The sequence below is a fragment of the Comamonas sp. MYb396 genome, from assembly GCF_037479555.1.
In the GTDB taxonomy this organism is placed as follows: Bacteria; Pseudomonadota; Gammaproteobacteria; order Burkholderiales; family Burkholderiaceae_C; genus Comamonas.
In genome coordinates, this window is sequence record NZ_JBBGYU010000004.1 from 428,273 (window position 1) to 446,259 (window position 17,987).

19 protein-coding genes are annotated in these 17,987 nt (G+C 63.6%); 8 read left to right on the top strand and 11 right to left on the bottom strand.

The annotated features are described in order from the left end of the window. Nucleotides 1-5: 5 nt before the first annotated feature. The 4 genes from WH265_RS12275 to WH265_RS12290 form a co-directional block, all read right to left on the bottom strand. Nucleotides 6-929: a thiamine phosphate synthase gene (locus WH265_RS12275; protein WP_339558462.1), complete on the bottom strand. Its 924-nt coding sequence runs from the start codon at nucleotides 927-929 to the stop codon at nucleotides 6-8. Between the two features lie 12 nt (nucleotides 930-941). After that, entirely contained in the window at nucleotides 942-1,751 is an 810-nt protein-coding gene (locus tag WH265_RS12280) for a thiazole synthase (RefSeq protein ID WP_339558463.1), read from the bottom strand. Between the two features lie 68 nt (nucleotides 1,752-1,819). Continuing rightward, nucleotides 1,820-2,017, bottom strand: coding sequence for a sulfur carrier protein ThiS (gene thiS / locus WH265_RS12285; RefSeq protein WP_027011261.1), 198 nt, complete (start codon nucleotides 2,015-2,017; stop codon nucleotides 1,820-1,822). A gap of 37 nt (nucleotides 2,018-2,054) precedes the next feature. Further along, on the bottom strand, nucleotides 2,055-3,167 hold the full coding sequence (locus tag WH265_RS12290; RefSeq protein WP_339558464.1) for an FAD-dependent oxidoreductase: 1,113 nt from the start codon (nucleotides 3,165-3,167) through the stop codon (nucleotides 2,055-2,057). Between the two features lie 289 nt (nucleotides 3,168-3,456). Here WH265_RS12290 and thiD point away from each other — a divergent pair, with 289 nt between their 5' ends. Beyond that, a complete protein-coding gene (thiD, locus tag WH265_RS12295) occupies nucleotides 3,457-4,311 on the top strand; it encodes a bifunctional hydroxymethylpyrimidine kinase/phosphomethylpyrimidine kinase (RefSeq protein ID WP_339558465.1) in 855 nt (284 codons plus the stop codon). Between the two features lie 745 nt (nucleotides 4,312-5,056). Here thiD and WH265_RS12300 read toward each other — a convergent pair. Beyond that, nucleotides 5,057-5,722: a gamma-glutamylcyclotransferase gene (locus WH265_RS12300; protein ID WP_339518063.1), complete on the bottom strand. Its 666-nt coding sequence runs from the start codon at nucleotides 5,720-5,722 to the stop codon at nucleotides 5,057-5,059. Nucleotides 5,723-6,161: 439 nt separating this feature from the next. On the opposite strand from WH265_RS12300, the gene WH265_RS12305 reads away from it, so the two are divergent. Further along, nucleotides 6,162-7,169, top strand: a complete 1,008-nt coding sequence (locus WH265_RS12305; RefSeq protein ID WP_339558467.1) for a D-2-hydroxyacid dehydrogenase family protein — start codon at nucleotides 6,162-6,164, stop codon at nucleotides 7,167-7,169. A 61-nt stretch (nucleotides 7,170-7,230) separates the two neighbouring features. Here WH265_RS12305 and WH265_RS12310 read toward each other — a convergent pair whose 3' ends face one another. Further along, nucleotides 7,231-8,223 carry a Bug family tripartite tricarboxylate transporter substrate binding protein gene (locus WH265_RS12310; protein ID WP_339518065.1) on the bottom strand — a complete coding sequence of 331 codons (993 nt, stop codon included), beginning with the start codon at nucleotides 8,221-8,223 and terminating at the stop codon, nucleotides 7,231-7,233. A 333-nt stretch (nucleotides 8,224-8,556) separates the two neighbouring features. Here WH265_RS12310 and WH265_RS12315 point away from each other — a divergent pair, with 333 nt between their 5' ends. Then, on the top strand, nucleotides 8,557-9,069 hold the full coding sequence (locus WH265_RS12315; RefSeq protein ID WP_339558468.1) for a retropepsin-like aspartic protease family protein: 513 nt from the start codon (nucleotides 8,557-8,559) through the stop codon (nucleotides 9,067-9,069). A gap of 14 nt (nucleotides 9,070-9,083) precedes the next feature. On the opposite strand, the gene WH265_RS12320 is transcribed toward WH265_RS12315, so the two are convergent. From WH265_RS12320 to WH265_RS12335, 4 genes are all read right to left on the bottom strand, one after another. Continuing rightward, a complete protein-coding gene (locus WH265_RS12320) occupies nucleotides 9,084-9,515 on the bottom strand; it encodes a hypothetical protein (protein WP_339558469.1) in 432 nt (143 codons plus the stop codon). Between the two features lie 154 nt (nucleotides 9,516-9,669). Beyond that, complete coding sequence (upp, locus tag WH265_RS12325; protein ID WP_021028434.1) at nucleotides 9,670-10,302, bottom strand: uracil phosphoribosyltransferase; 633 nt, start codon at nucleotides 10,300-10,302, stop codon at nucleotides 9,670-9,672. A gap of 122 nt (nucleotides 10,303-10,424) precedes the next feature. After that, nucleotides 10,425-11,414, bottom strand: coding sequence for a threo-3-hydroxy-L-aspartate ammonia-lyase (locus WH265_RS12330; RefSeq protein ID WP_339558470.1), 990 nt, complete (start codon nucleotides 11,412-11,414; stop codon nucleotides 10,425-10,427). Further along, complete coding sequence (locus WH265_RS12335) at nucleotides 11,365-11,565, bottom strand: hypothetical protein (protein WP_339558471.1); 201 nt, start codon at nucleotides 11,563-11,565, stop codon at nucleotides 11,365-11,367. The genes WH265_RS12330 and WH265_RS12335 overlap by 50 nt, the downstream gene beginning before the upstream one ends. Before the next feature lie 113 nt (nucleotides 11,566-11,678). Between WH265_RS12335 and WH265_RS12340 the strand changes: the two genes are divergently transcribed. Together WH265_RS12340 and WH265_RS12345 are read left to right on the top strand one after the other, a co-directional pair. Then, nucleotides 11,679-12,443: a basic amino acid ABC transporter substrate-binding protein gene (locus WH265_RS12340; RefSeq protein WP_339558472.1), complete on the top strand. Its 765-nt coding sequence runs from the start codon at nucleotides 11,679-11,681 to the stop codon at nucleotides 12,441-12,443. Nucleotides 12,444-12,508: 65 nt separating this feature from the next. Further along, the gene (locus WH265_RS12345) at nucleotides 12,509-13,285 is read left to right on the top strand and encodes an amino acid ABC transporter permease (RefSeq protein WP_339558473.1); all 777 of its coding nucleotides are present in this window, start codon (nucleotides 12,509-12,511) and stop codon (nucleotides 13,283-13,285) included. 68 nt (nucleotides 13,286-13,353) lie between these two features. Here WH265_RS12345 and WH265_RS12350 read toward each other — a convergent pair whose 3' ends face one another. Then, on the bottom strand, nucleotides 13,354-14,874 hold the full coding sequence (locus WH265_RS12350) for a helicase HerA-like C-terminal domain-containing protein (RefSeq protein WP_339558474.1): 1,521 nt from the start codon (nucleotides 14,872-14,874) through the stop codon (nucleotides 13,354-13,356). Nucleotides 14,875-14,952: 78 nt separating this feature from the next. Between WH265_RS12350 and WH265_RS12355 the strand changes: the two genes are divergently transcribed. The 3 genes from WH265_RS12355 to hemF are packed head-to-tail and all read left to right on the top strand — an operon-like array spanning nucleotide 14,953 to nucleotide 17,936. Continuing rightward, nucleotides 14,953-15,672, top strand: coding sequence for a YebC/PmpR family DNA-binding transcriptional regulator (locus tag WH265_RS12355; protein ID WP_021028429.1), 720 nt, complete (start codon nucleotides 14,953-14,955; stop codon nucleotides 15,670-15,672). Continuing rightward, nucleotides 15,669-16,946 (top strand): phosphoribosylamine--glycine ligase, encoded by a 1,278-nt coding sequence (gene purD, locus WH265_RS12360; protein ID WP_339518074.1) that lies wholly within the window; start codon nucleotides 15,669-15,671, stop codon nucleotides 16,944-16,946. Before WH265_RS12355 ends, purD begins: the two co-directional genes overlap by 4 nt. Before the next feature lie 30 nt (nucleotides 16,947-16,976). After that, entirely contained in the window at nucleotides 16,977-17,936 is a 960-nt protein-coding gene (gene hemF / locus WH265_RS12365) for an oxygen-dependent coproporphyrinogen oxidase (protein WP_339558475.1), read from the top strand. The last annotated feature ends 51 nt before the right edge of the window (nucleotides 17,937-17,987 follow it).

A 17,987-nucleotide genomic window follows, 5' to 3' on the forward strand; every position in this document is an offset into this window, starting at 1 on the left:
CGCGCTTAGCCCATCAGCGCCATCAAGTCGGCGGCTGCGGCCTCGGGCTTGTCCGCGTTGACGATGGCGCGCACCACGGCAATCGATCCAACACCGCTCTCGCGCACCTGCGCAAACTCCGCTGCCGAGATGCCGCCAATGGCGACCTGGGGGTAGCTGCGCGTCAAGGCGGCATAGCGCTCCAGGCGCGCCAAGCCTTGCGGGACGGTGGCCATTTTCTTCAAGGTGGTCGGAAAGACCGCCCCCATCGCGATATAGCTGGGCTGCGCCTGGCTGGCACGCACCATCTCGGCATAGCCATGGGTGCTGACACCCAGGCGCACGCCGCTGGCGCGCAGCTCGGCCAGCTCTGCTGCGCCGAGCGCATCCAGGTCTTCCTGGCCCAGGTGCACGCCATAGCTGCCCGCTGCAATCGCCTGGCGCCAGTGGTCGTTGATAAAGAGCAGGGCGCCGGTTCCGTCAACGGCGGCCACGGCAGCGGCGATCTCTGCAGCAATGGCCTGGGCATCGTCGGATTTGAAGCGCAGCTGCACCGTCGGCACGCCTGCGCGCGCCAGACGGCCCACCCATTCGGCCGTTGGCAGCACGGCATAGAGGCCCAGCCGCTGGGGGCAGGGTGCAAAGGCCTCGGGCCCGCCGCTGGTCAGCAGGCCAAAATCGGCGGCTTGCGTGGGCCAGGCTTGGGGATCGAACTGGCCGGTGCGGGCAGTCTGCGCGCTCCAGGCGCTGGCCAGACATTCAGCATCGATAGCGATAAAGCCCAGTGCGCTGCAAGCGGCCAAGGCGCCGGCATAGACGGCATCGTGCTGGCGGCCTGCGGGCAGCGCAGGCGTGGGTTGCTGCGGAAAGCTGGCAAAGGCGGCCTGGTGGGCCGCTGTGATGGCCTCTGCGATCTGGGCTGGGGTGGTGGCCGTGGTGGTGGGCTGCATGGGCATGGCCTTTTAGTTGCTCTGGTGCCAGAACGGCGTGCCCAGCACCGGGGTGCTGGGTTGGGCCATGTCCTGCGCCTGCATCGCGCCGGCGCGGAAGGCGGCGTGGCCGGCGGCGGTGGCATCGGCAAAGGCGCCGGCCATGGCAACCGGGTCTTGCGACAGCGCGACGGCCGTGTTGAGCAGCACGCCATCAAAGCCCCATTCCATCACCTGGCAGGCATGGCTGGGCAGGCCCAGGCCCGCGTCACAGATCAGCGGCACATCCAGGCGCTCGCGCAAGGTCTGCATCGCGTACGGGTTGACGGGGCCACGGCCCGTGCCAATGGGGGCAGCCCAGGGCATGACGGCCTGGCAGCCCACATCGACCAGGCGCTGGCAGAGCACCAGGTCCTCGGTGCAGTAGGGCAGCACCTGAAAACCGTCCTTGATCAGGATGGAGGCGGCCTCCACCAGATTCAAGGTATCGGGCTGCAAGGTGTAGTCGTCGCCAATCAGCTCCAGCTTGATCCAGGGCGTCTCGAACACCTCGCGCGCCATTTGCGCGGTGGTGATGGCCTCTTGCAGGCGCATGCATCCGGCGGTGTTGGGCAGCACCGGCACATTCAGGCGCTTGAGCAGCGCCCAGAAATCGCTGCCGGTCTCGGCGGCATTGCTGCCCTGGCGGCGCAGCGATGCGGTGACCATGGCCGGCTGGGCGCGGGCGACGGCTGCTTCCAGCACGGCGGGCGATGGATAGCGCGAGGTGCCCAGCAGCAAGCGGCTTTGAAAACGCTGGCCATAGAGCACCAGGGCGTTGTCGGAGGAGGGGGTGGCGTTCATGGCAAAGGCCTTGGGTAAATACGGGTCAGGGGCGCTGGCGAGGTAGCCCGGGCAGATGGCGCGCGAGCTCAGCCGCCGGTGACAGGCGAGATGACTTCGAGCTTGTCGCCTGCCTGCAGCTGGCGGCTGTCGTACTGTCCCTTGGGTACAAATTCGGTGTTGACGGCCACGGCAAAAGGCGGGCGCGGCTGCAGCTGGGCCAGCGCCACCGCAATGGTCGCGCCTTCGGGCAAAGCTGTGGCCTGGTTGTTCAAGAGGATCTGTATCGTCATCATTCAAGGCTCATCATAGGGCTGCGGGCCATCAGGCCGTCGCGAGCAGGCGCACATCCATGCCAAAGCGTGCTGCCAGGGGGGCCTCGCCCGTCAGCAGCAACTCGACCGCGCAGTCCAGCACGGCGGGCGAGATCATGAAGCCGTGGCGGTAGAGGCCATTGACCTCCAGCACCCGGGGCCGCACCTGGCGGATGGCTGGCAGATTATCGGGCAAAGTCGGGCGGCACTGGGCGTTGATCTCCAGGATGCGCGCCTCGGCAAAGCCGCTGTGCACGGTATAGGCGGCGCTCAGCAGCTCCATCGCCGAGCGCACGCTGGCCGGGGACATGTCGTCGGACTCGATCTCGGTGGCGCCAATGACAAAGTGGTGGTCCTGCTTGGGCGCGATATAGATCGGGTAGCGCGGGTGCATCAGGCGGGTGGGGCAGCGCAGCTGCACCTCGGGCGCATGTACGCGCAGCACTTCGCCACGTACGCCGCGCAGCTGGCTCCACTGCGGTTTGGCACCCAGGCCACGTGTGTCGATCAGCAGATCGGGCTGGCCCTGCGTGCCGGGCGCAAAGTCATTCAGCTCACGCGCTTGCTGCCAGTGCAGGCGCACGCCCCGCGCCTGCAGTGCAGGCACCAGCGCAGCCAGCAGCTGGCGGTTGTCCAGCTGGCCTTCGCCTGGCAGGTAGTAGGCGGCTTGAAAATGTCCGGCCAGCGCTGGCTCCAGCTCGGCGATCTGGGGGCCACTCAGCGTTTGCAAAGGCGGCAGCTCGGGGATGGCCGCCTGCGTGCGCTGCAAGATGCCATGGAAGCGCTGGGCTTCCGCCGCATCCTGGCGGTGCCAGACCACCATGGTGCCGGCCTGCTGCAAAAACACCGGCGCCTCCAGCTGCGCAAGCAACGCGGGCCAGCGCTGCAGCCCATACTGGCCCATGCGCACCACGCCATGCTCGGTCACGGCCGATTCGGCCAGCGGCGCGAGCATGGCGGCGGCCACACGTGCTGCGGCATGCTCGGCATCCGGCCCGCCCCGGTCATACAGATCGATGGAGAAGCCCCGGCCCGACAGCTCCAGCGCCATCAGCCGGCCCAGCAGGCCAGCGCCCAGAATGGTGATACGGGATTGGGGAGAAATGAAGGGCTGAGAGGGCATGTTTTGTAGTTGGCAATAGACAAAACAGTGCGCGCAGCTGCCGAAAACTCCCCACGCCAGCATGACCTGGATCGGGTTGCGGAGCGCTGCCACGGTGGCGCGCTCCAGGGTCTGATCTCAGTCGCGCTGCAGCCAAACTGCTGCAGGGACACCCCTGTTTCGTCTCAGGCTGCATTAAAGCACAGCGCTGCGCCGGGGGCATGGGGCTGCGTCAAGCCGTCTTCACAATCGTGGATAATTTTGCCCAGGCCGGGCCAGTGTTGCCCGGCATTGTTTTTGGACTGCAGCCATGGCCTTACTGAACCCCTCTTCTCCCGTCTCCTTGCCGCGCTATGCCCGGGTGCTGTCGATTGCCGGCTCCGACAGCGGCGGGGGGGCCGGTATCCAGGCCGATCTGAAGACCATGTCGGCGCTGGGCTGCTTTGGCATGACCGCGATCACGGCGCTGACCGCGCAAAACACGCAAGGGGTGCGCTCCATCCATGGCGTGCCACCGGTATTTCTGCAAGAGCAGCTCGATGCGGTGTTGGAGGACATCGGCTGCGATGCCGTCAAGATCGGCATGCTGCATGCGCCCGAGATTGTCGCCGTGGTGGCCTCGGCGATTGACCGCTATGCCTTGCCCCATGTGGTGCTGGACCCGGTGATGGTCGCCACCAGCGGTGACCGGCTGATTGCCGAGGCCACCGTGGCTGAGCTGGTGCGCGAGCTGTTTCCGCGCGCTGCGCTCATCACCCCGAACCTGGACGAAGCGGGTTTGCTGCTGGGCCGCAGCCTGGTGCATGCCGACCAGCTCGAGCAGGCCGCGCAGGATTTGCTGGCCCTGGGCGCCAAGGCCGTGCTGATCAAGGGCGGCCATCTGCCCGGCAATGAGGTGGTGGACCTGCTGGCCACTGCCGACGGCGCGCGCCTGCGCCTGGCTTCCACCCGCATCCACACCCATAACGGCCATGGCACGGGCTGCACCCTGTCATCGGCCATTGCCTGTCAGCTGGCCCTGGGGCAGCCGCTGCCGGCCGCCGTCAGCCTGGCACGGCAGTACATTCTGGGCGCCATTGAATCGGGCGCCGATGTGCATACCGGCCAGGGCCATGGCCCGCTGAACCATGGTTGGAACCCGCAAAAGCAGGTGATTGTGCGTTGAACACCTGCGTTTGGCGGGTTCTGTAAGCAGCGGTCAGGGTGGCTAGGTAGCCGATTTTTCGTCCGTATTTACGTCTAAATGGCTAGATAATTTTCTATTTGAAATCGAAATGACCTGAAATTTGTCGATGTTACGACGAAATGCAATATTTATTGAACATCAAATGGCGTTGCTGTTAATTTAAGTTACTTTCTACGTTTACGATTTAAGCCAATGATATATATCAATAACATGCGAAAAATGTAGCTTGATTCAAGCTTTTGATACATTTTCCAGTGTTGTTTTTCATGGGTCAAATATATCTAGGTAAACCAAGTGTAAACATGCAAATTTCTGGGGCCTGCTGTCAACCGCCTCGTCAGCCCCGGCGTTGAACAGGCATCTTTAGGAGATTGTTCACATGACCACCGCAAATGTTTTCAGCATCTGGCCAGAAGACGAACGTGATCGCAAGCGCTAAGCACTGGCGCCAGTAGCTCTTTTTTTCCTGCTTGCCGATACTGAAACCGGCAACCCACCCCAGTAGACGGCTCCTCCATGGAGCCGTTACTTGCGAATAGGGCGCGGAAGCTGCACATTCCCGCCCGGGATGGCCCAAAGACCGTCCATCCCCTCTCAACATGCACCTCGCTTTCGGGCCATCTGGCTGTAGAAAGGCGGGGTGTTTGTTTTTGTGCCGCAGTTTTGGGAGACCAGCCCTCAGACCAGCGCGCCTGGCGCGCTGGTTGGGCCTTTGCAATGGGGTTTATGCGGCAGAGCTGGCCCTGCTGCGGCTTGGCTGGCCCAGCAGGCTACGCGCTTCCTGGCCTGCATGGGCACGTGAGGCCGACAGGCGCAGCAGGCGCTCCAGCGCCCGGTCCTGGATACCCCGGCTTTTGAGGGCGGTGTAGGTGGACTCGGCGTAATCCAAGGTGGTGCCATAGATGCCGCAGGACTGGGCAAAGATGCGGCGGTAGTCTTCTTCGCTCAAGGTGCCCGTGCAGCGCGGGCTGGATTTGGACAGCGTAAAGGCCAGCGCCTTGACGGGGCCGTCTTCGGTCTGGCAATCGAGCCACTTGGGATCGTAGGAGTCGGTGGCCATTTCGCGCTGCCACAGGCGAGGCATCATCTCGGGCACATGCTGGCGGGCGATGCGAAAGGCCATGCCTCGGCAACTGCCACCCGAGAACATGCCAAACACCAGGCCGGGGCACTCGGGCGTGCCCCGGTTGATGTGGCTCCACATCTTGAGCGCGCGGTGCCAGCCAAAGACCCGCGCGTGGCGGCATTCCAGAAATTCGAACTCCGGGCGCCAGATCAGCGAGCCGTAGGCAAATACCCAGAGGTCCTCCGCTCCTCCCCATTCCTGCATGGTTTGCGCCAACATCTGTTGTGGGCAACGACTGCGGGATGGAGCGACCAAATTCGTCATAGTGCTATCAACCAACAAAGCAAAGTAACAAGCAATTGTTATAGCGCTCGGCGTGAGCCAGCGCTAGCGTTGCAGCGCCCCAGCATCTAAATTTGCGTTGAAAGCAACAGTCTGGCGGGCGCTGTACGCACAGTGCACAACGCAGGAGGCAGCCGGAGCGATGACAGCGGCCAGGCACGGGTCTGTGCAAAGATTTGCATAGCAGCCGGCGGCATCGATGGCCGCTGCCGCCAGGTGATCGCTGTTGCAGCCTTGTCGCCCGCTGGCGGGCATGGCAGAGTGCTGAGATTATTCAATGCTATGATGTTCATAGCTGATGCGGTACTCAGCGGTGCTCGGAAACCGGTTTTTCGGTGAATGTTGCCAGCGCGCGGCCGTGTACAGGGGGCTTGCGTGGGGCAAAGCCGCCTGGTTGGCGTTCGATGAGAATGGTCTTCCTATGAATATTGTGATCTTGGACGATTATCAGGATGCAGTGCGCAAACTGCAGTGTGCATCCGTTCTCGACGCCTATTCGGCCAAGGTCTATACCAATACGGTCAAGGGTCTGGGGCAGCTGTCGGTGCGTCTCAAGGATGCCGACATCATCGTGCTGATCCGCGAGCGCACCCATATCAACCGCCTGCTGCTCGACAAGCTCCCGCGTCTCAAACTGATTGCCCAAACCGGGCGCATCGGCTCCCATGTGGATTTGACAGCCTGCACCGAGCGCGGCGTGGCGGTGGCCGAGGGCGTGGGATCGCCCGTGGCGCCCGCCGAGCTGACCTGGGCGCTGATCATGGCCGCAGCGCGCCGCCTGCCGCAGTACATTGCCAACTTGAAGCATGGCGCCTGGCAGCAGTCGGGCTTCAAGGCGGCCAATATGCCGCCCAATTTTGGCCTGGGCACCGTGCTGCGCGGCCGCACTCTGGGTATCTGGGGCTATGGCCGCATTGGCCAGCTGATTGCCGGTTATGGCAAGGCCTTTGGCATGGAGGTGCTGGTCTGGGGCAGCGATGGCTCGCGCGCCAAGGCGCTGTCCGATGGCCACAAAGTGGCCTCGAGCAAGCAGTTTTTCTTTGCCAACAGCGATGTGCTGACCGTGCATTTACGCCTGAGCGAGCAGACCAAGGGCTGCATCAGCTTTGACGACCTGGCCCAGATGAAGCCCTCGGCCACCTTCGTCAACACCTCGCGGGCCGAGTTGGTGCAGCCCGATGCGCTGATTGCTGCGCTCAACCGGGGACGCCCCGGCATTGCGGCCGTCGATGTGTTCGAGAGCGAACCCATCCTGCAGGGCCATGCCTTGCTGCGGCTGGAGAACTGCATCTGCACGCCCCATATTGGCTATGTCGAGCAGGACAGCTACGAGCAGTACTTTGGCGTGGCCTTTGACAACGTGGTCAACTTCATCAGGGGCCGGCCGTCGAACATCGTCAACCCCGGCGCCTTGCAGGTGCGCCGCTGAAACTGTTTTAGTCACAGAAAAGGGCCCTGCGAGGGCCCTTGGTGTTGCAGCAGCGCGGGTATCACTCCAGCTGCAGTTTCTTTTTCGCAATCAAGGCGTTGTACATCTTGCGGTCGCTGCTGATGCGCGTTTGCAGCGCTGCGGGCGATGCGTCCTCCAAGGTCCAAGCCTGGCGCAGCAGCTGATCGCGGATATCGGCGGTGTTGAGCACCTTGAGCAAGGCCTCGCTCAGCTGGCTGCGGATGGCGGCAGGCATGCTGGCCGGGGCCATCAGCGCGTTCCAGACTTCGATATTCACATCCTGGGCGCCGATTTCGCGCATCGACGGCGTCTGCGGCATCAGCTGCGTACGCTGGGCCGAAGTGACGGCCAGGGCCGCCAGCTTGCCGCTTTGCACCAGCGGCAGCACCGACGAGATGGGCAGCAGCGCGCAGTCGAGCTGGCCGCCCATCAGCGCGCCGACAACACCGGGGGCACCGGTAAAGGGGATGTGCACGGCATCGAAATGCAGCGCATCTTTGAGCAGCTCCATGCCCAGATGGCCGCCCGAGCCCAGGCCGGTGGAGCCGTAGCTGGCGGCATTGCCTTTTTGGCGCAGGCTGGCGAGCGCCTTGTCGGTCTGCGCACCTGCACTGGCCGGCACCACCCAGGCCAGCGGCGATACGCCCACCAGGGCGAGCGGCGCAAAGTCCTTGACCGGGTCGTAGGGCAGCTTGGCATACAGCGCCTGCGACGAGGTCAGCGGGCCATTGCCCACAATGCCAAAGCTGTGGTCATCGCTCGCGCGGGCCACCTGGTCGGCGCCGATATTGCCGCTGGCACCAGGCCGGTTGTCGACCACCACGGGCTGGCCCAGGATCTGCGCCAGCGGCTGAGCGATCATGCGCGCCTGCATGTCGGGCGAGGAGCCCGCCGGGTACCCGACGATAAAGCGCAGGGGTTTGCTGGGCCAATGGGCTGGGGCAGCATGGGCGCTGGTCCAGCCCGCAGGCAGGGCGGCAGCAGCGGCAAATCCCGCCAGGGATTGCAGCAAATGGCGACGGTCGATGGTCATGAAAAACAGGGCAGGGTGATAACTGGCGGCCATCCTACCCCAGTCCAGCCCGCTCCCGGCAGCTCCCGCTGTCTGCCAGGCGGCTGCGGCCGGGCGCCCATGAAGCGCTACAAGCCCGCGCGCACAGGGCAGCGGCGTGGCCCGGGCCATGCCAGTATGATTTATGCTTTGTCACCGGCCGTCGCACAGTTTGCTTGCGTAGGCAAAAAATCCTGATCCATGAGCCGATTACGCACCCGACATCCAGATTCCTCCTCTTCAGCACAGCCCGCAGCTGCCGCGCCGCCGTCACCCTGGCCAGGCGCGCCACTGCCCGCTGGCGGCCCAGGGCCTGTGCGCTCGCCACCCGATGCCAGCCGGCGCACCACCTGGATGCTGCTCGCTCTCTGGATTGGCGTGATGTTCGCGATCTACCTGGTCACCGAGGTCTACCGCAAGCCCAGCGAAGGCAAGGTCATGGCCCATGGCGTGCTGGAGATTCCGCGCGACCGCGATGGCCATTTCCGTGTGGCGGGCTCGGTCAACGGCGTGCCGGTGCAGTTCATGGTGGATACCGGTGCCAGCCTGATCAGCATCACCGATGCGGTCGCCGAACGTGCCAACCTGGGCGAGGGCGTGCCCATCAGCTTTCAGACCGCCAATGGCGTGCGCCAGGGCATGATGAGCCGGGCCGAGCGTATCGAAGTGGGGCCGCTGGCCGTCAACGATTTGCGCGTCGGTACGGGCTATACCGGCGAGAGCGCGCGCGATGCGCTGCTGGGCCAGAACTTCTTGCGCTACTTTGATGTGAGCATCTCGGGTAACAGCATGGTGCTAAAGGCCCGCGACAGCGAGGCCATGCGCTAAATCCAGGGCGCTGGTTAGCCCATATCCGGCTTGCAGTCAAATGCGGCCTGCAGGCCATTGTTGCCATCGGGCAGGCGCACGGCGGCCGGTGATTCACTGGCCTCGTACAGGCCCACGCAGTGCTGGGCTGCCAGCGCACGCGCCAAGGCCAGCGCGGCCTTGGCCTGGGCCGGTTGCACGGCGACAAAAACAATATTGCGGCCAATGCTGTAGTCGGCCAGCAGGCTTTTGTCCTCGGGTGGGAGCTCTTCCCGGTAAGGGCCTGATCGGGGGGGAAAGCGCTGCATCATCTCCAGGCACCAGGCTTTGAGCGACAAGGTGGCAGCAGCCGGATCCTCGTAGTCGTGGTGCTCGGGCCATTCGGTCTGGGCCTGGAACCAGAGACCAAAGGCCGCCGCTTCCTTGGGCGCGGCGGAGGGCGCAAAAACCAGCAGATGGTAGCTCATGGTGTGGTCTCCCGGCAGTGATGCCCCGAAGGCCATTTAACCAAAGCTGCTGCATATTGGGTGTGCGATTTGTCCTACGCCCTTCCATGGGCCAGCCGCGGCGGCGTCGGACCTCGCATGCCCAGCGCGTGGTGGGCATGCGGTTTGGCTGGGCTTACTTGGTGCCGAAGATGCGGTCGCCCGCGTCGCCCAGGCCCGGCAGGATGTAGCCGTGGTCGTTGAGCTGGCGGTCCACGGCGGCCGTGTAGATGTCCACATCGGGGTGGGCGGCCTGCATGGTCTTGATGCCTTCAGGGGCTGCGAGCAGGCACATGAACTTGATCGACTTGGGCTGGCACTTGTCCTTGAGCTGCTGCACGGCGGCGGCGGCCGAGTTGCCGGTGGCCAGCATCGGGTCCACGACGATCACATCGCGCTCGCCCATATTGTCGGGCATCTTGAAGTAGTACTCGACGGGTTGCAGCGTTTCGGGGTCACGGTAGAGGCCGATGTGGCCGATACGGGCGCCGGGCACCACGTTGAGCATGCCGTCGAGAAAGCCATTGCCGGCGCGCAGGATGGAGACCAGGGCCAGTTTCTTGCCATCGATGACCTTGCCGACCATCTTTTCCATCGGGGTTTCGATCTCGAGATCCTGCAGCGGGAAGTCGCGCGTGATCTCATAGGCCATCAGGGTGGACAGTTCGCCGAGCATGCGGCGAAAGCTGTTGGTCGATGCCTCCTTGCGGCGCATCAGGGTGAGTTTGTGCTGGACCAGCGGGTGGTCGATGAGGTGAACGGTGCTCATGGTAGTTGCCAATGTCATTTTTGGCCGCAATGGTAGCAGTGCCGCCCTTTGGCCGTGCGCTGCTGGTGAATATATTTACCGAATGGTAGGCTTTAGCGCTGCAAATCGCCGCCCATTGCCGCTCAGGCGCTGCCCAGCAATTGCGCGTAGCGCCCCAGGTCCACATTGCCGCCGCTGATCAGCACGCCCACGCGGGCGCCCTGCAGATCAACGCCGCCAAATCGGGCCCCGGCCAGGCTTAGCGCGCCGGTGGGCTCGACCACCATCTTCATGCGCTCGGCATAAAAGCGCATGGAGTCCACCAGCTGCGGATCGCTGGCGGTGACGATATCGGTCACATCGCGGCGGATGATCGCATAGGTCAGATCGCCCAGTGCCTGGGTCTGCGCGCCATCGGCAATGGTGCGGGGCGTGGCGATCTTGACGATCTCACCCTTGCGCAGCGATTGCTGGGCATCATTGCCGGCCTCCGGCTCCACGCCATAGACCTTGCACTGGGGTGCCATGGCCTTGGCCGACAGCAGGCAGCCCGACAGCAGTCCGCCGCCGCCCAGGCAGACAAACAGGTAGTCGAGCTGGGGCACGTCCTGGAACAGTTCCATCGCGCTGGTGCCTTGGCCGGCAATCACATCGGCATGGTTGTAGGGCGGCACCAGGGTCATGCCGCGCTCCTGGGCAATGCGCTGGCTGATCGCCTCGCGGTCTTCGGTAAAACGGTCATAGGTGATGACCTCGGCGCCGTAGCCGCGCGTGGCATCAAGCTTGGCCGCCGGGGCATCTTCAGGCATCACGATGGCCGCAGGCATGCCCAGGATGCGGGCCGACAGCGCAATCGCCTGCGCATGGTTGCCTGACGAAAAGGCCAGCGCGCCGCGCTGCGCCTGCTGCGGCGAGAACTGGGCCAGCGCGTTGTAGCCGCCCCGGAACTTGAAGGCGCCCATGCGCTGGTAGTTCTCGCATTTGAAGAAGAACTCAGCCCCCGTCAATTTGTCGAGGGTGGACGAGCGCATCACTGGCGTGCGGTGGGCAACGCCTTGCAGGCGCTGGGCGGCGGCCTGCACATCATCGAAAGTGGGGAGCGGGGTGGCGGTGGCGGTGGCGGTGGCGTTCATGGTCGATCAGGGTGGCAGAGGCGTCGAGGGATTCATGGTAGTGGCTTTTTGGCGATTCGGTGTCGCTCTGGTGGTGCGCCTTGCGTGTGTTGCCTGCTGCGTTGCGGGTTGCTGCGCTGCCCGGCACCTGGCGGCTCAGGCTGGCTGACAAGCTTGTGCGCAATGCTTGCCGGGCGCTGGCGGGCTGGCTTTGACAGCTGTTGCCTATAGGCGTTTACGTATAATCGGCCGCTTGTATCGGCTTATGTTGCTAAAGGTTGGGGTATGTGGAACAAAAAATTTGCGCTGGCCATCGGTGCCGCAGCGGTCTCGGTGTTGGCAGCGGGCGCGGCGCAAGCGCAGGGCCGTGATCTGGTGGTGGCATCGAGCGCGACCTACGCACCTTTTGCGTTCGAGAACAAAGACAAGCAAATCGTCGGCTTTGACATCGACATCGTCAATGCCATCGCCAAGCAGCAGGGTATGAAGCTGCGCATCGTCAACACGCCGTTCAGCAGCATCTTTGCCTCGCTCAACAATGGCGATGTGGACTTTGTCATCTCCGGCGTCACCATCAACGACAAGCGCAAGCAGAGCTTTGATTTCTCCCAGCCTTACTTTGACGCCCGCCAGCTGATCGCCGTGCCCAAGGACAGCACGGTGGCCTCGCTCAAGGACCTCAAGGACAAGAAGGTGTCGGTGGTCAGCGGCTCCACCGGTGACGATGTGATGAGCCGCGAAGTGGGCAAGACCAGCGCCAATATCCGCCGCTTCGAGAGCACGCCGCTAATCATCTCCGAGCTGGCCACCGGTGGTGTCGATGCCGCCATTGGCGACAACGGTGTCATCGCCTACCGCGTCTCGCAGTACCCGGCGCTCAAGACCGTCGATGATGCGAGCTTCCCCAAGGAGCATTTCGGGATCGTCGTGCGCAAGGGCGACAAGGCCTTGCAAGACAAGATCAACGCCGGCTTGGCCGCCATCCGCGCCGATGGCAGCTACAACGTGATCTACAAGAAGTGGTTCAACCAGGACTACAAGCCCCAATAAGGCAAGGCTTTGCGCAGTTGCAATGACGGCCCTGTGGCCGTCATTTTGTTTGAAGGAATGGATTGATGGACAACAACACCCCCGTAGAGTGGTTCGGCTGGTTCCGGCCCGACATCCTCGTGGAATACAAGCAAATGTTCTGGCAGGGTGCCATGGTCACCGTCGGCATGACGGTGGCCTGCGTGATCATGGGTTGCGCGCTGGGCCTGATGCTGGCCCTGGCGCGCTTGGCCGACACGCGCCACCAGCCCTGGAAGGGCGTGTGCAAATACCTGCTGCGCTGGCCATCGACGGCGTATGTCAGCTTTTTCCGGGGCACGCCGCTCTTTGTGCAGATCTTGCTGATGCACTTTGCCGTGATGCCCTTGTTCGTGCACCCGGTCAACGGGCTGTTCATCAGCGGTGACCTGGCGCGCACGCTCAAGCAGGACCATGGCGCGCTGATGTCGGGGGTGGTGGCCTTGACGCTGAACTCGGCGGCCTATATCTCCGAAGTGTTCCGCGCCGGAATCCAGTCGATCGCGATGGGCCAGAAGCAGGCGGGCATGTCCCTGGGCATGACGCATGGCCAGATGATGCGCTATGTGGTGATTCCGCAAGCCTTTCGCCGCATGCTGCCGCCGCTGGGCAACAACATGATCTCGCTGCTCAAGGACACCTCGCTGGTCTCGGCCATCGGCCTGGCCGAGATGGCCTATGCCGCGCGCACCGTGGCCGGCGCCTATGGCCGCTACTGGGAGCCCTACCTGGCCGTGGCGCTCGCCTATTGGCTGATGACCTTTATGCTGACCCTGGGCCTGCGGGCGCTGGAAAACCATCTGGCACGCACCGATCGCACTTGATTGCGCAGTGCATAAGCGAAAAAGCCGGCAATTGAACTGCCGGCTTTTTCTTTGCGGTGCCTCTCAAGCTACTTCTTGCCGCCCATGATGCTGCCCAGCACGCCGCGCAGAATCTGGTTGCCCAGCTTGGTGCCAAAGGAGCGGGCCGTGGACTTGGCCATGGACTGCACGATGCCGTCCTTCTTGCCGCCACGCGGGCCGGTGGTGCCAAACAGGATGTCGTTGATGCTGCCCATCAGGCCGCCATCCTCAGGGGCTGCAGCGCCACCTGCAGCGCCCGCACCGGCCTTGCCGCCTTGTGCCTCGGTGGCCTGGCCGGCGCGCGCCTTCAGGATCTCGTAGGCCGACTCGCGGTCCACCGGCGTGTCATAGACGCCAGCGACCAGCGAGTTCTTCAGCAAGGCCTGGCGCTGCTCGGTGCTGATAGGGCCGATCTGGCTGCCGGGCGGCAGCACATAGACGCGTTCGGTCACGCTGGGGCGGCCTTTTTCGTCGAGAAAGCTGACAAGCGCCTCACCGACTGCCAGCTCGGTGATGGCCGCTTCGATGTTCAGGCCCGGGTTGGCACGCATCGTGGTCGCGGTCGCCTTGACGGCCTTCTGGTCGCGCGGCGTGAAGGCGCGCAGCGCATGCTGCACGCGGTTGCCCAACTGGGCGAGCACGCTGTCGGGAATATCCAGCGGGTTTTGCGTGACGAAATACACGCCCACGCCCTTGGAGCGCACCAGGCGCACGACCAGCTCAATGCGCTCTTGCAGCACCTTGGGCGCGTCATTGAACAAGAGGTGGGCCTCGTCAAAGAAGAAGACCAGCTTGGGCTTGTCCGGGTCGCCAATTTCCGGCAGTTTTTCGTACAGATCGGACAGCATCCACAGCAAAAAGGTGGAATACAGGCGCGGCGAATTCATCAGCTTGTCGGCCGCCAGGATGTTGATCACCCCTTGTGTGCCCACGGTCTGCATCATGTCCTCGATGTTGAGCATGGGCTCGCCAAAGAAGCTGCCGCCGCCTTGCTGCTCGATCTGCAGCAGGCCGCGCTGGATGGCGCCCACGCTGGCCGAGCTGATGTTGCCGTAATCGGTGGTGAACTGCTTGGCATTCTCGCCCACGTAGGACAGCATGGCGCGCAGGTCCTTCAAGTCCAGCAGCAGCATGCCGTTGTCATCGGCGATCTTGAAGACCAGGTTGAGCACGCCCATCTGCGTGTCGTTCAGGTCCAGCATGCGGCCCAGCAGCAGCGGGCCCATGTCCGAGATGGTGGCGCGCACCGCGTGGCCTTGTTCGCCAAACACATCCCACAAGGTGGTGGGGCAGGCCTTGGGCGTGGGCAGGTCAATACCACGGTCCTGCAAGGTGCCGGCCAGCTTGCCGCCAATCTGGCCCACCTGGCTGATGCCGGTCAAATCGCCCTTGATATCGGCCATGAACACCGGCACGCCAATGCCCGAGAATCCCTCGGCCAATGTCTGAAGGGTTACAGTCTTGCCCGTGCCGGTCGCGCCGGTGATCAGCCCGTGGCGGTTGGCGAGGCCAGGAAGTAAAAAACACTCCGTTGTGCCATTTTTGGCAACCAGTAGGGGTTCAGCCATCGTAGGTTTCCTCTCCAGCATCAAAGTCAAAAGTAAAATCGCAGTCTAGCTAGATAAAACAATAGCAAAGGAAATTCTGTGGCAGGACACAGCAAATGGGCCAATATTCAACACCGCAAGGGTCGTCAGGACGAAAAACGCGGCAAGGTATGGACCCGCATCATTCGTGAAATTATGGTCGCTGCGCGGCAGGGCGGGGCGGATTTGAGCGCCAACCCGCGTCTGCGTCTGGCGATTGACAAGGCCAAGGCGGCCAACATGCCGGCCGACAACATCAAGCGCAACATCGACAAGGCCACTGGCAACCTCGAAGGCGTGACCTACGAGGAAATCCGCTATGAAGGCTATGGCATCGGTGGCGCGGCCATCATTGTTGACACCATGACGGACAACCGCGTGCGCACGGTGGCCGATGTACGCCATGCGTTCAGCAAGCACGGCGGCAACATGGGCACCGAAGGCTCGGTGTCCTTCCAGTTCCGCAACCTGGGGCAGCTGGTGTTTGCCCCTGGCGCTGACGAGGACAAGATCATGGAAGTGGCGCTCGAAGCGGGCGCCGAGGATGTGATCACCGACGAGGAGGGCGCCGTCGAAGTGCTGACGCCCCCGTCAGAATTTGAAGCGGTGCGCAATGCGCTGGAGGCAGCGGGTTTCAAGCCCGAAGTGGCCGAGGTGACGATGCGCCCCGAAAATACCGTAGATCTGGATGAGGAAGGTGCGGCCAAGATGCAAAAGTTGCTGGACGCACTGGAAGATCTGGATGATGTTCAAGATGTTTACCATAACGCGGCGCTATGAAGGTACTTGTGATTGGTGGCGGCGGCCGTGAACACGCAATGGCCTGGAAGTTGGCGCAATCGCCCAAGGTCTCCAAGGTCTATGTAGCCCCGGGTAACGCAGGCACCGCACGCGACAAGCGTCTGGAAAACCTGCCGATCACCGATGTGGTCCAACTGCGCGAATGGGCGCAGGACAACAGTGTGCAGCTGTCCGTCGTGGGCCCCGAGGCGCCTTTGGCCGCCGGCGTGGTGGACGAGTTCCGCGCGCATGGCATGAAGATCTTTGGCCCGACCAAGGCTGCCGCGCAGCTGGAAAGCTCCAAGGCTTTCTCCAAGGATTTCATGGCACGCCATGGCATCCCGACGGCGCAGTACGAGACCTTCAGCGACCCGGTGGCGGCCCATGCCTACATCGACAAGCTGGGCGCGCCCATCGTCGTCAAGGCCGACGGCCTGGCTGCCGGCAAGGGCGTGGTGGTGGCCACCACCGCCCAGGAAGCGCACGATGCCGTGGACTTCATGCTGGTGGACAACAAGTACGGCGTTGCCCATAACGACGGCGGCGCCCGCGTGGTGATCGAGGAGTTCCTCGACGGCGAAGAGGCCAGCTTCATCGTGCTGTGCGATGGCAAGAGTGTGGCGGCCATGGCGACCAGCCAGGACCACAAGCGCCTCAAAGACGGCGACCAGGGCCCCAACACCGGCGGCATGGGTGCCTACTCGCCCGCCCCAGTGGTGACGGCTGATGTGCATGCCCGCGCGATGCGCGAGATCATTCTGCCCACCATCCGTGGCATGGAAAAAGACGGCATTCCCTACACCGGCTTCTTGTACGCGGGCCTGATGATCGACAAGGCGGGGCACCCCAAGACCTTGGAGTTCAACTGCCGCATGGGTGACCCGGAAACCCAGCCGATCATGATGCGCCTCAAGAGCGATCTGGTCGATGTGATGCAGGCTGCCACCGACGGCAAGCTCGACCAGATCGAGCTGCAGTGGGACCGCCGCACCGCGCTGGGCGTGGTGATGGCCGCCCATGGCTACCCGGACGCTCCCCGCAAGGGCGATGTGATCACCGGCCTGCCCGAGGACGAAGAAGAAGTGATGGTCTTCCACGCCGGCACCACAGTGCAGGATGGCAAGCCCGTCACCAGCGGTGGCCGCGTGCTGTGTGTGACCGCCTTGGCCGACAACGTCAAGCAGGCGCAGCAGCGCGTGTATGCCGCTGCAGCGCAAGTGCATTTCGATGGTGCGCAATACCGCCACGACATCGGCTACCGCGCGGTCAAGTGACTGCCCGCAAGCCCACAGAGAGCCAGGCCCGTGCTGTCCTCGTCCGTTGACCAACTGAACGCCGGGGCCCAGGCCCAGGCGGTGGCCGCCTACCTCCAGTCGCTGCAGGCCTCGATCACCGAGGCCGTTGAAGCACTGGAGCAGGGGGCGGGCAGCTCCGTGCGCTTTCTGGCCGATGCCTGGCACAAGGCGCCCGGTGAGAAGCTGCAAGGCCAGGGTCTGACCAAGATCCTCGAAGGCGGAGCGGTGTTTGAGCGCGCAGGCGTGGGCTTCTCGCAAGTGCGGGGCCCGCAGTTGCCACCCTCGGCCACCCAACACCGGCCCGAGCTGGCAGGTGCCCCTTTCACGGCCATGGGCGTGTCCTTGGTCTTCCATCCGCGCAACCCCTATGTGCCCACGGTGCACATGAATGTGCGCATGATTGCAGCAGGCCACCCCGGCCAGCCCGCCACCTGTTGGTTTGGTGGCGGTATGGACCTGACGCCGTTCTACCCGTTTGCGCAGGACGCGCAGCATTTTCACCAGGTTTGCCACGATGCGGTGGCGCCTTTTGGTGCTGACTTGTACCCGCGCTTCAAGCAGTGGTGCGACAGCTATTTTTTCCTCAAGCACCGCAATGAGGCGCGTGGCATCGGCGGCATCTTCTTTGATGATTTCTCCGAGCTGGGCTTTGAGGGCGGCTTTGCAATGCTGCAGTCGGTGGGCGATGCCTTTTTGCAGGCCTATCTGCCCATCGTGCAGCGCCGCAAGGACGAGGTCTATGGCGAGCGCGAGCGGGACTTTCAGCTCTACCGGCGCGGGCGCTATGTGGAGTTCAACCTGGTTTGGGACCGGGGCACCCACTTTGGTCTGCAGTCGGGTGGGCGAACGGAGTCGATCCTGCTGTCGATGCCGCCGCTGGCGAGCTGGAGCTACCAGCGCCAGGACCCTGAGGGCTCGCCCGAAGCGCGTTTGCTGGCGGACTTTTTGCAGCCGCGTGATTGGCTGTAAATACCGGGCCCCTCGGGCTGCCGGTGCCCTTGTGCTGCGGCTTGGCGAGGG

What these genes read in the sequence shown, in the direction of transcription:
- WH265_RS12275 (WP_339558462.1), bottom strand. Translation starts at nt 929, where the DNA reads ATGCAGCCCACCACCACGGCCACCACCCCAGCCCAGATCGCAGAGGCC.
- WH265_RS12280 (WP_339558463.1), bottom strand. Translation starts at nt 1,751, where the DNA reads ATGAACGCCACCCCCTCCTCCGACAACGCCCTGGTGCTCTATGGCCAG.
- WH265_RS12290 (WP_339558464.1), bottom strand. Translation starts at nt 3,167, where the DNA reads ATGCCCTCTCAGCCCTTCATTTCTCCCCAATCCCGTATCACCATTCTG.
- thiD (WP_339558465.1), top strand. Translation starts at nt 3,457, where the DNA reads ATGGCCTTACTGAACCCCTCTTCTCCCGTCTCCTTGCCGCGCTATGCC.
- WH265_RS12300 (WP_339518063.1), bottom strand. Translation starts at nt 5,722, where the DNA reads ATGACGAATTTGGTCGCTCCATCCCGCAGTCGTTGCCCACAACAGATG.
- WH265_RS12305 (WP_339558467.1), top strand. Translation starts at nt 6,162, where the DNA reads ATGAATATTGTGATCTTGGACGATTATCAGGATGCAGTGCGCAAACTG.
- WH265_RS12310 (WP_339518065.1), bottom strand. Translation starts at nt 8,223, where the DNA reads ATGACCATCGACCGTCGCCATTTGCTGCAATCCCTGGCGGGATTTGCC.
- WH265_RS12320 (WP_339558469.1), bottom strand. Translation starts at nt 9,515, where the DNA reads ATGAGCTACCATCTGCTGGTTTTTGCGCCCTCCGCCGCGCCCAAGGAA.
- upp (WP_021028434.1), bottom strand. Translation starts at nt 10,302, where the DNA reads ATGAGCACCGTTCACCTCATCGACCACCCGCTGGTCCAGCACAAACTC.
- WH265_RS12330 (WP_339558470.1), bottom strand. Translation starts at nt 11,414, where the DNA reads ATGAACGCCACCGCCACCGCCACCGCCACCCCGCTCCCCACTTTCGAT.
- WH265_RS12340 (WP_339558472.1), top strand. Translation starts at nt 11,679, where the DNA reads ATGTGGAACAAAAAATTTGCGCTGGCCATCGGTGCCGCAGCGGTCTCG.
- WH265_RS12345 (WP_339558473.1), top strand. Translation starts at nt 12,509, where the DNA reads ATGGACAACAACACCCCCGTAGAGTGGTTCGGCTGGTTCCGGCCCGAC.
- WH265_RS12350 (WP_339558474.1), bottom strand. Translation starts at nt 14,874, where the DNA reads ATGGCTGAACCCCTACTGGTTGCCAAAAATGGCACAACGGAGTGTTTT.
- purD (WP_339518074.1), top strand. Translation starts at nt 15,669, where the DNA reads ATGAAGGTACTTGTGATTGGTGGCGGCGGCCGTGAACACGCAATGGCC.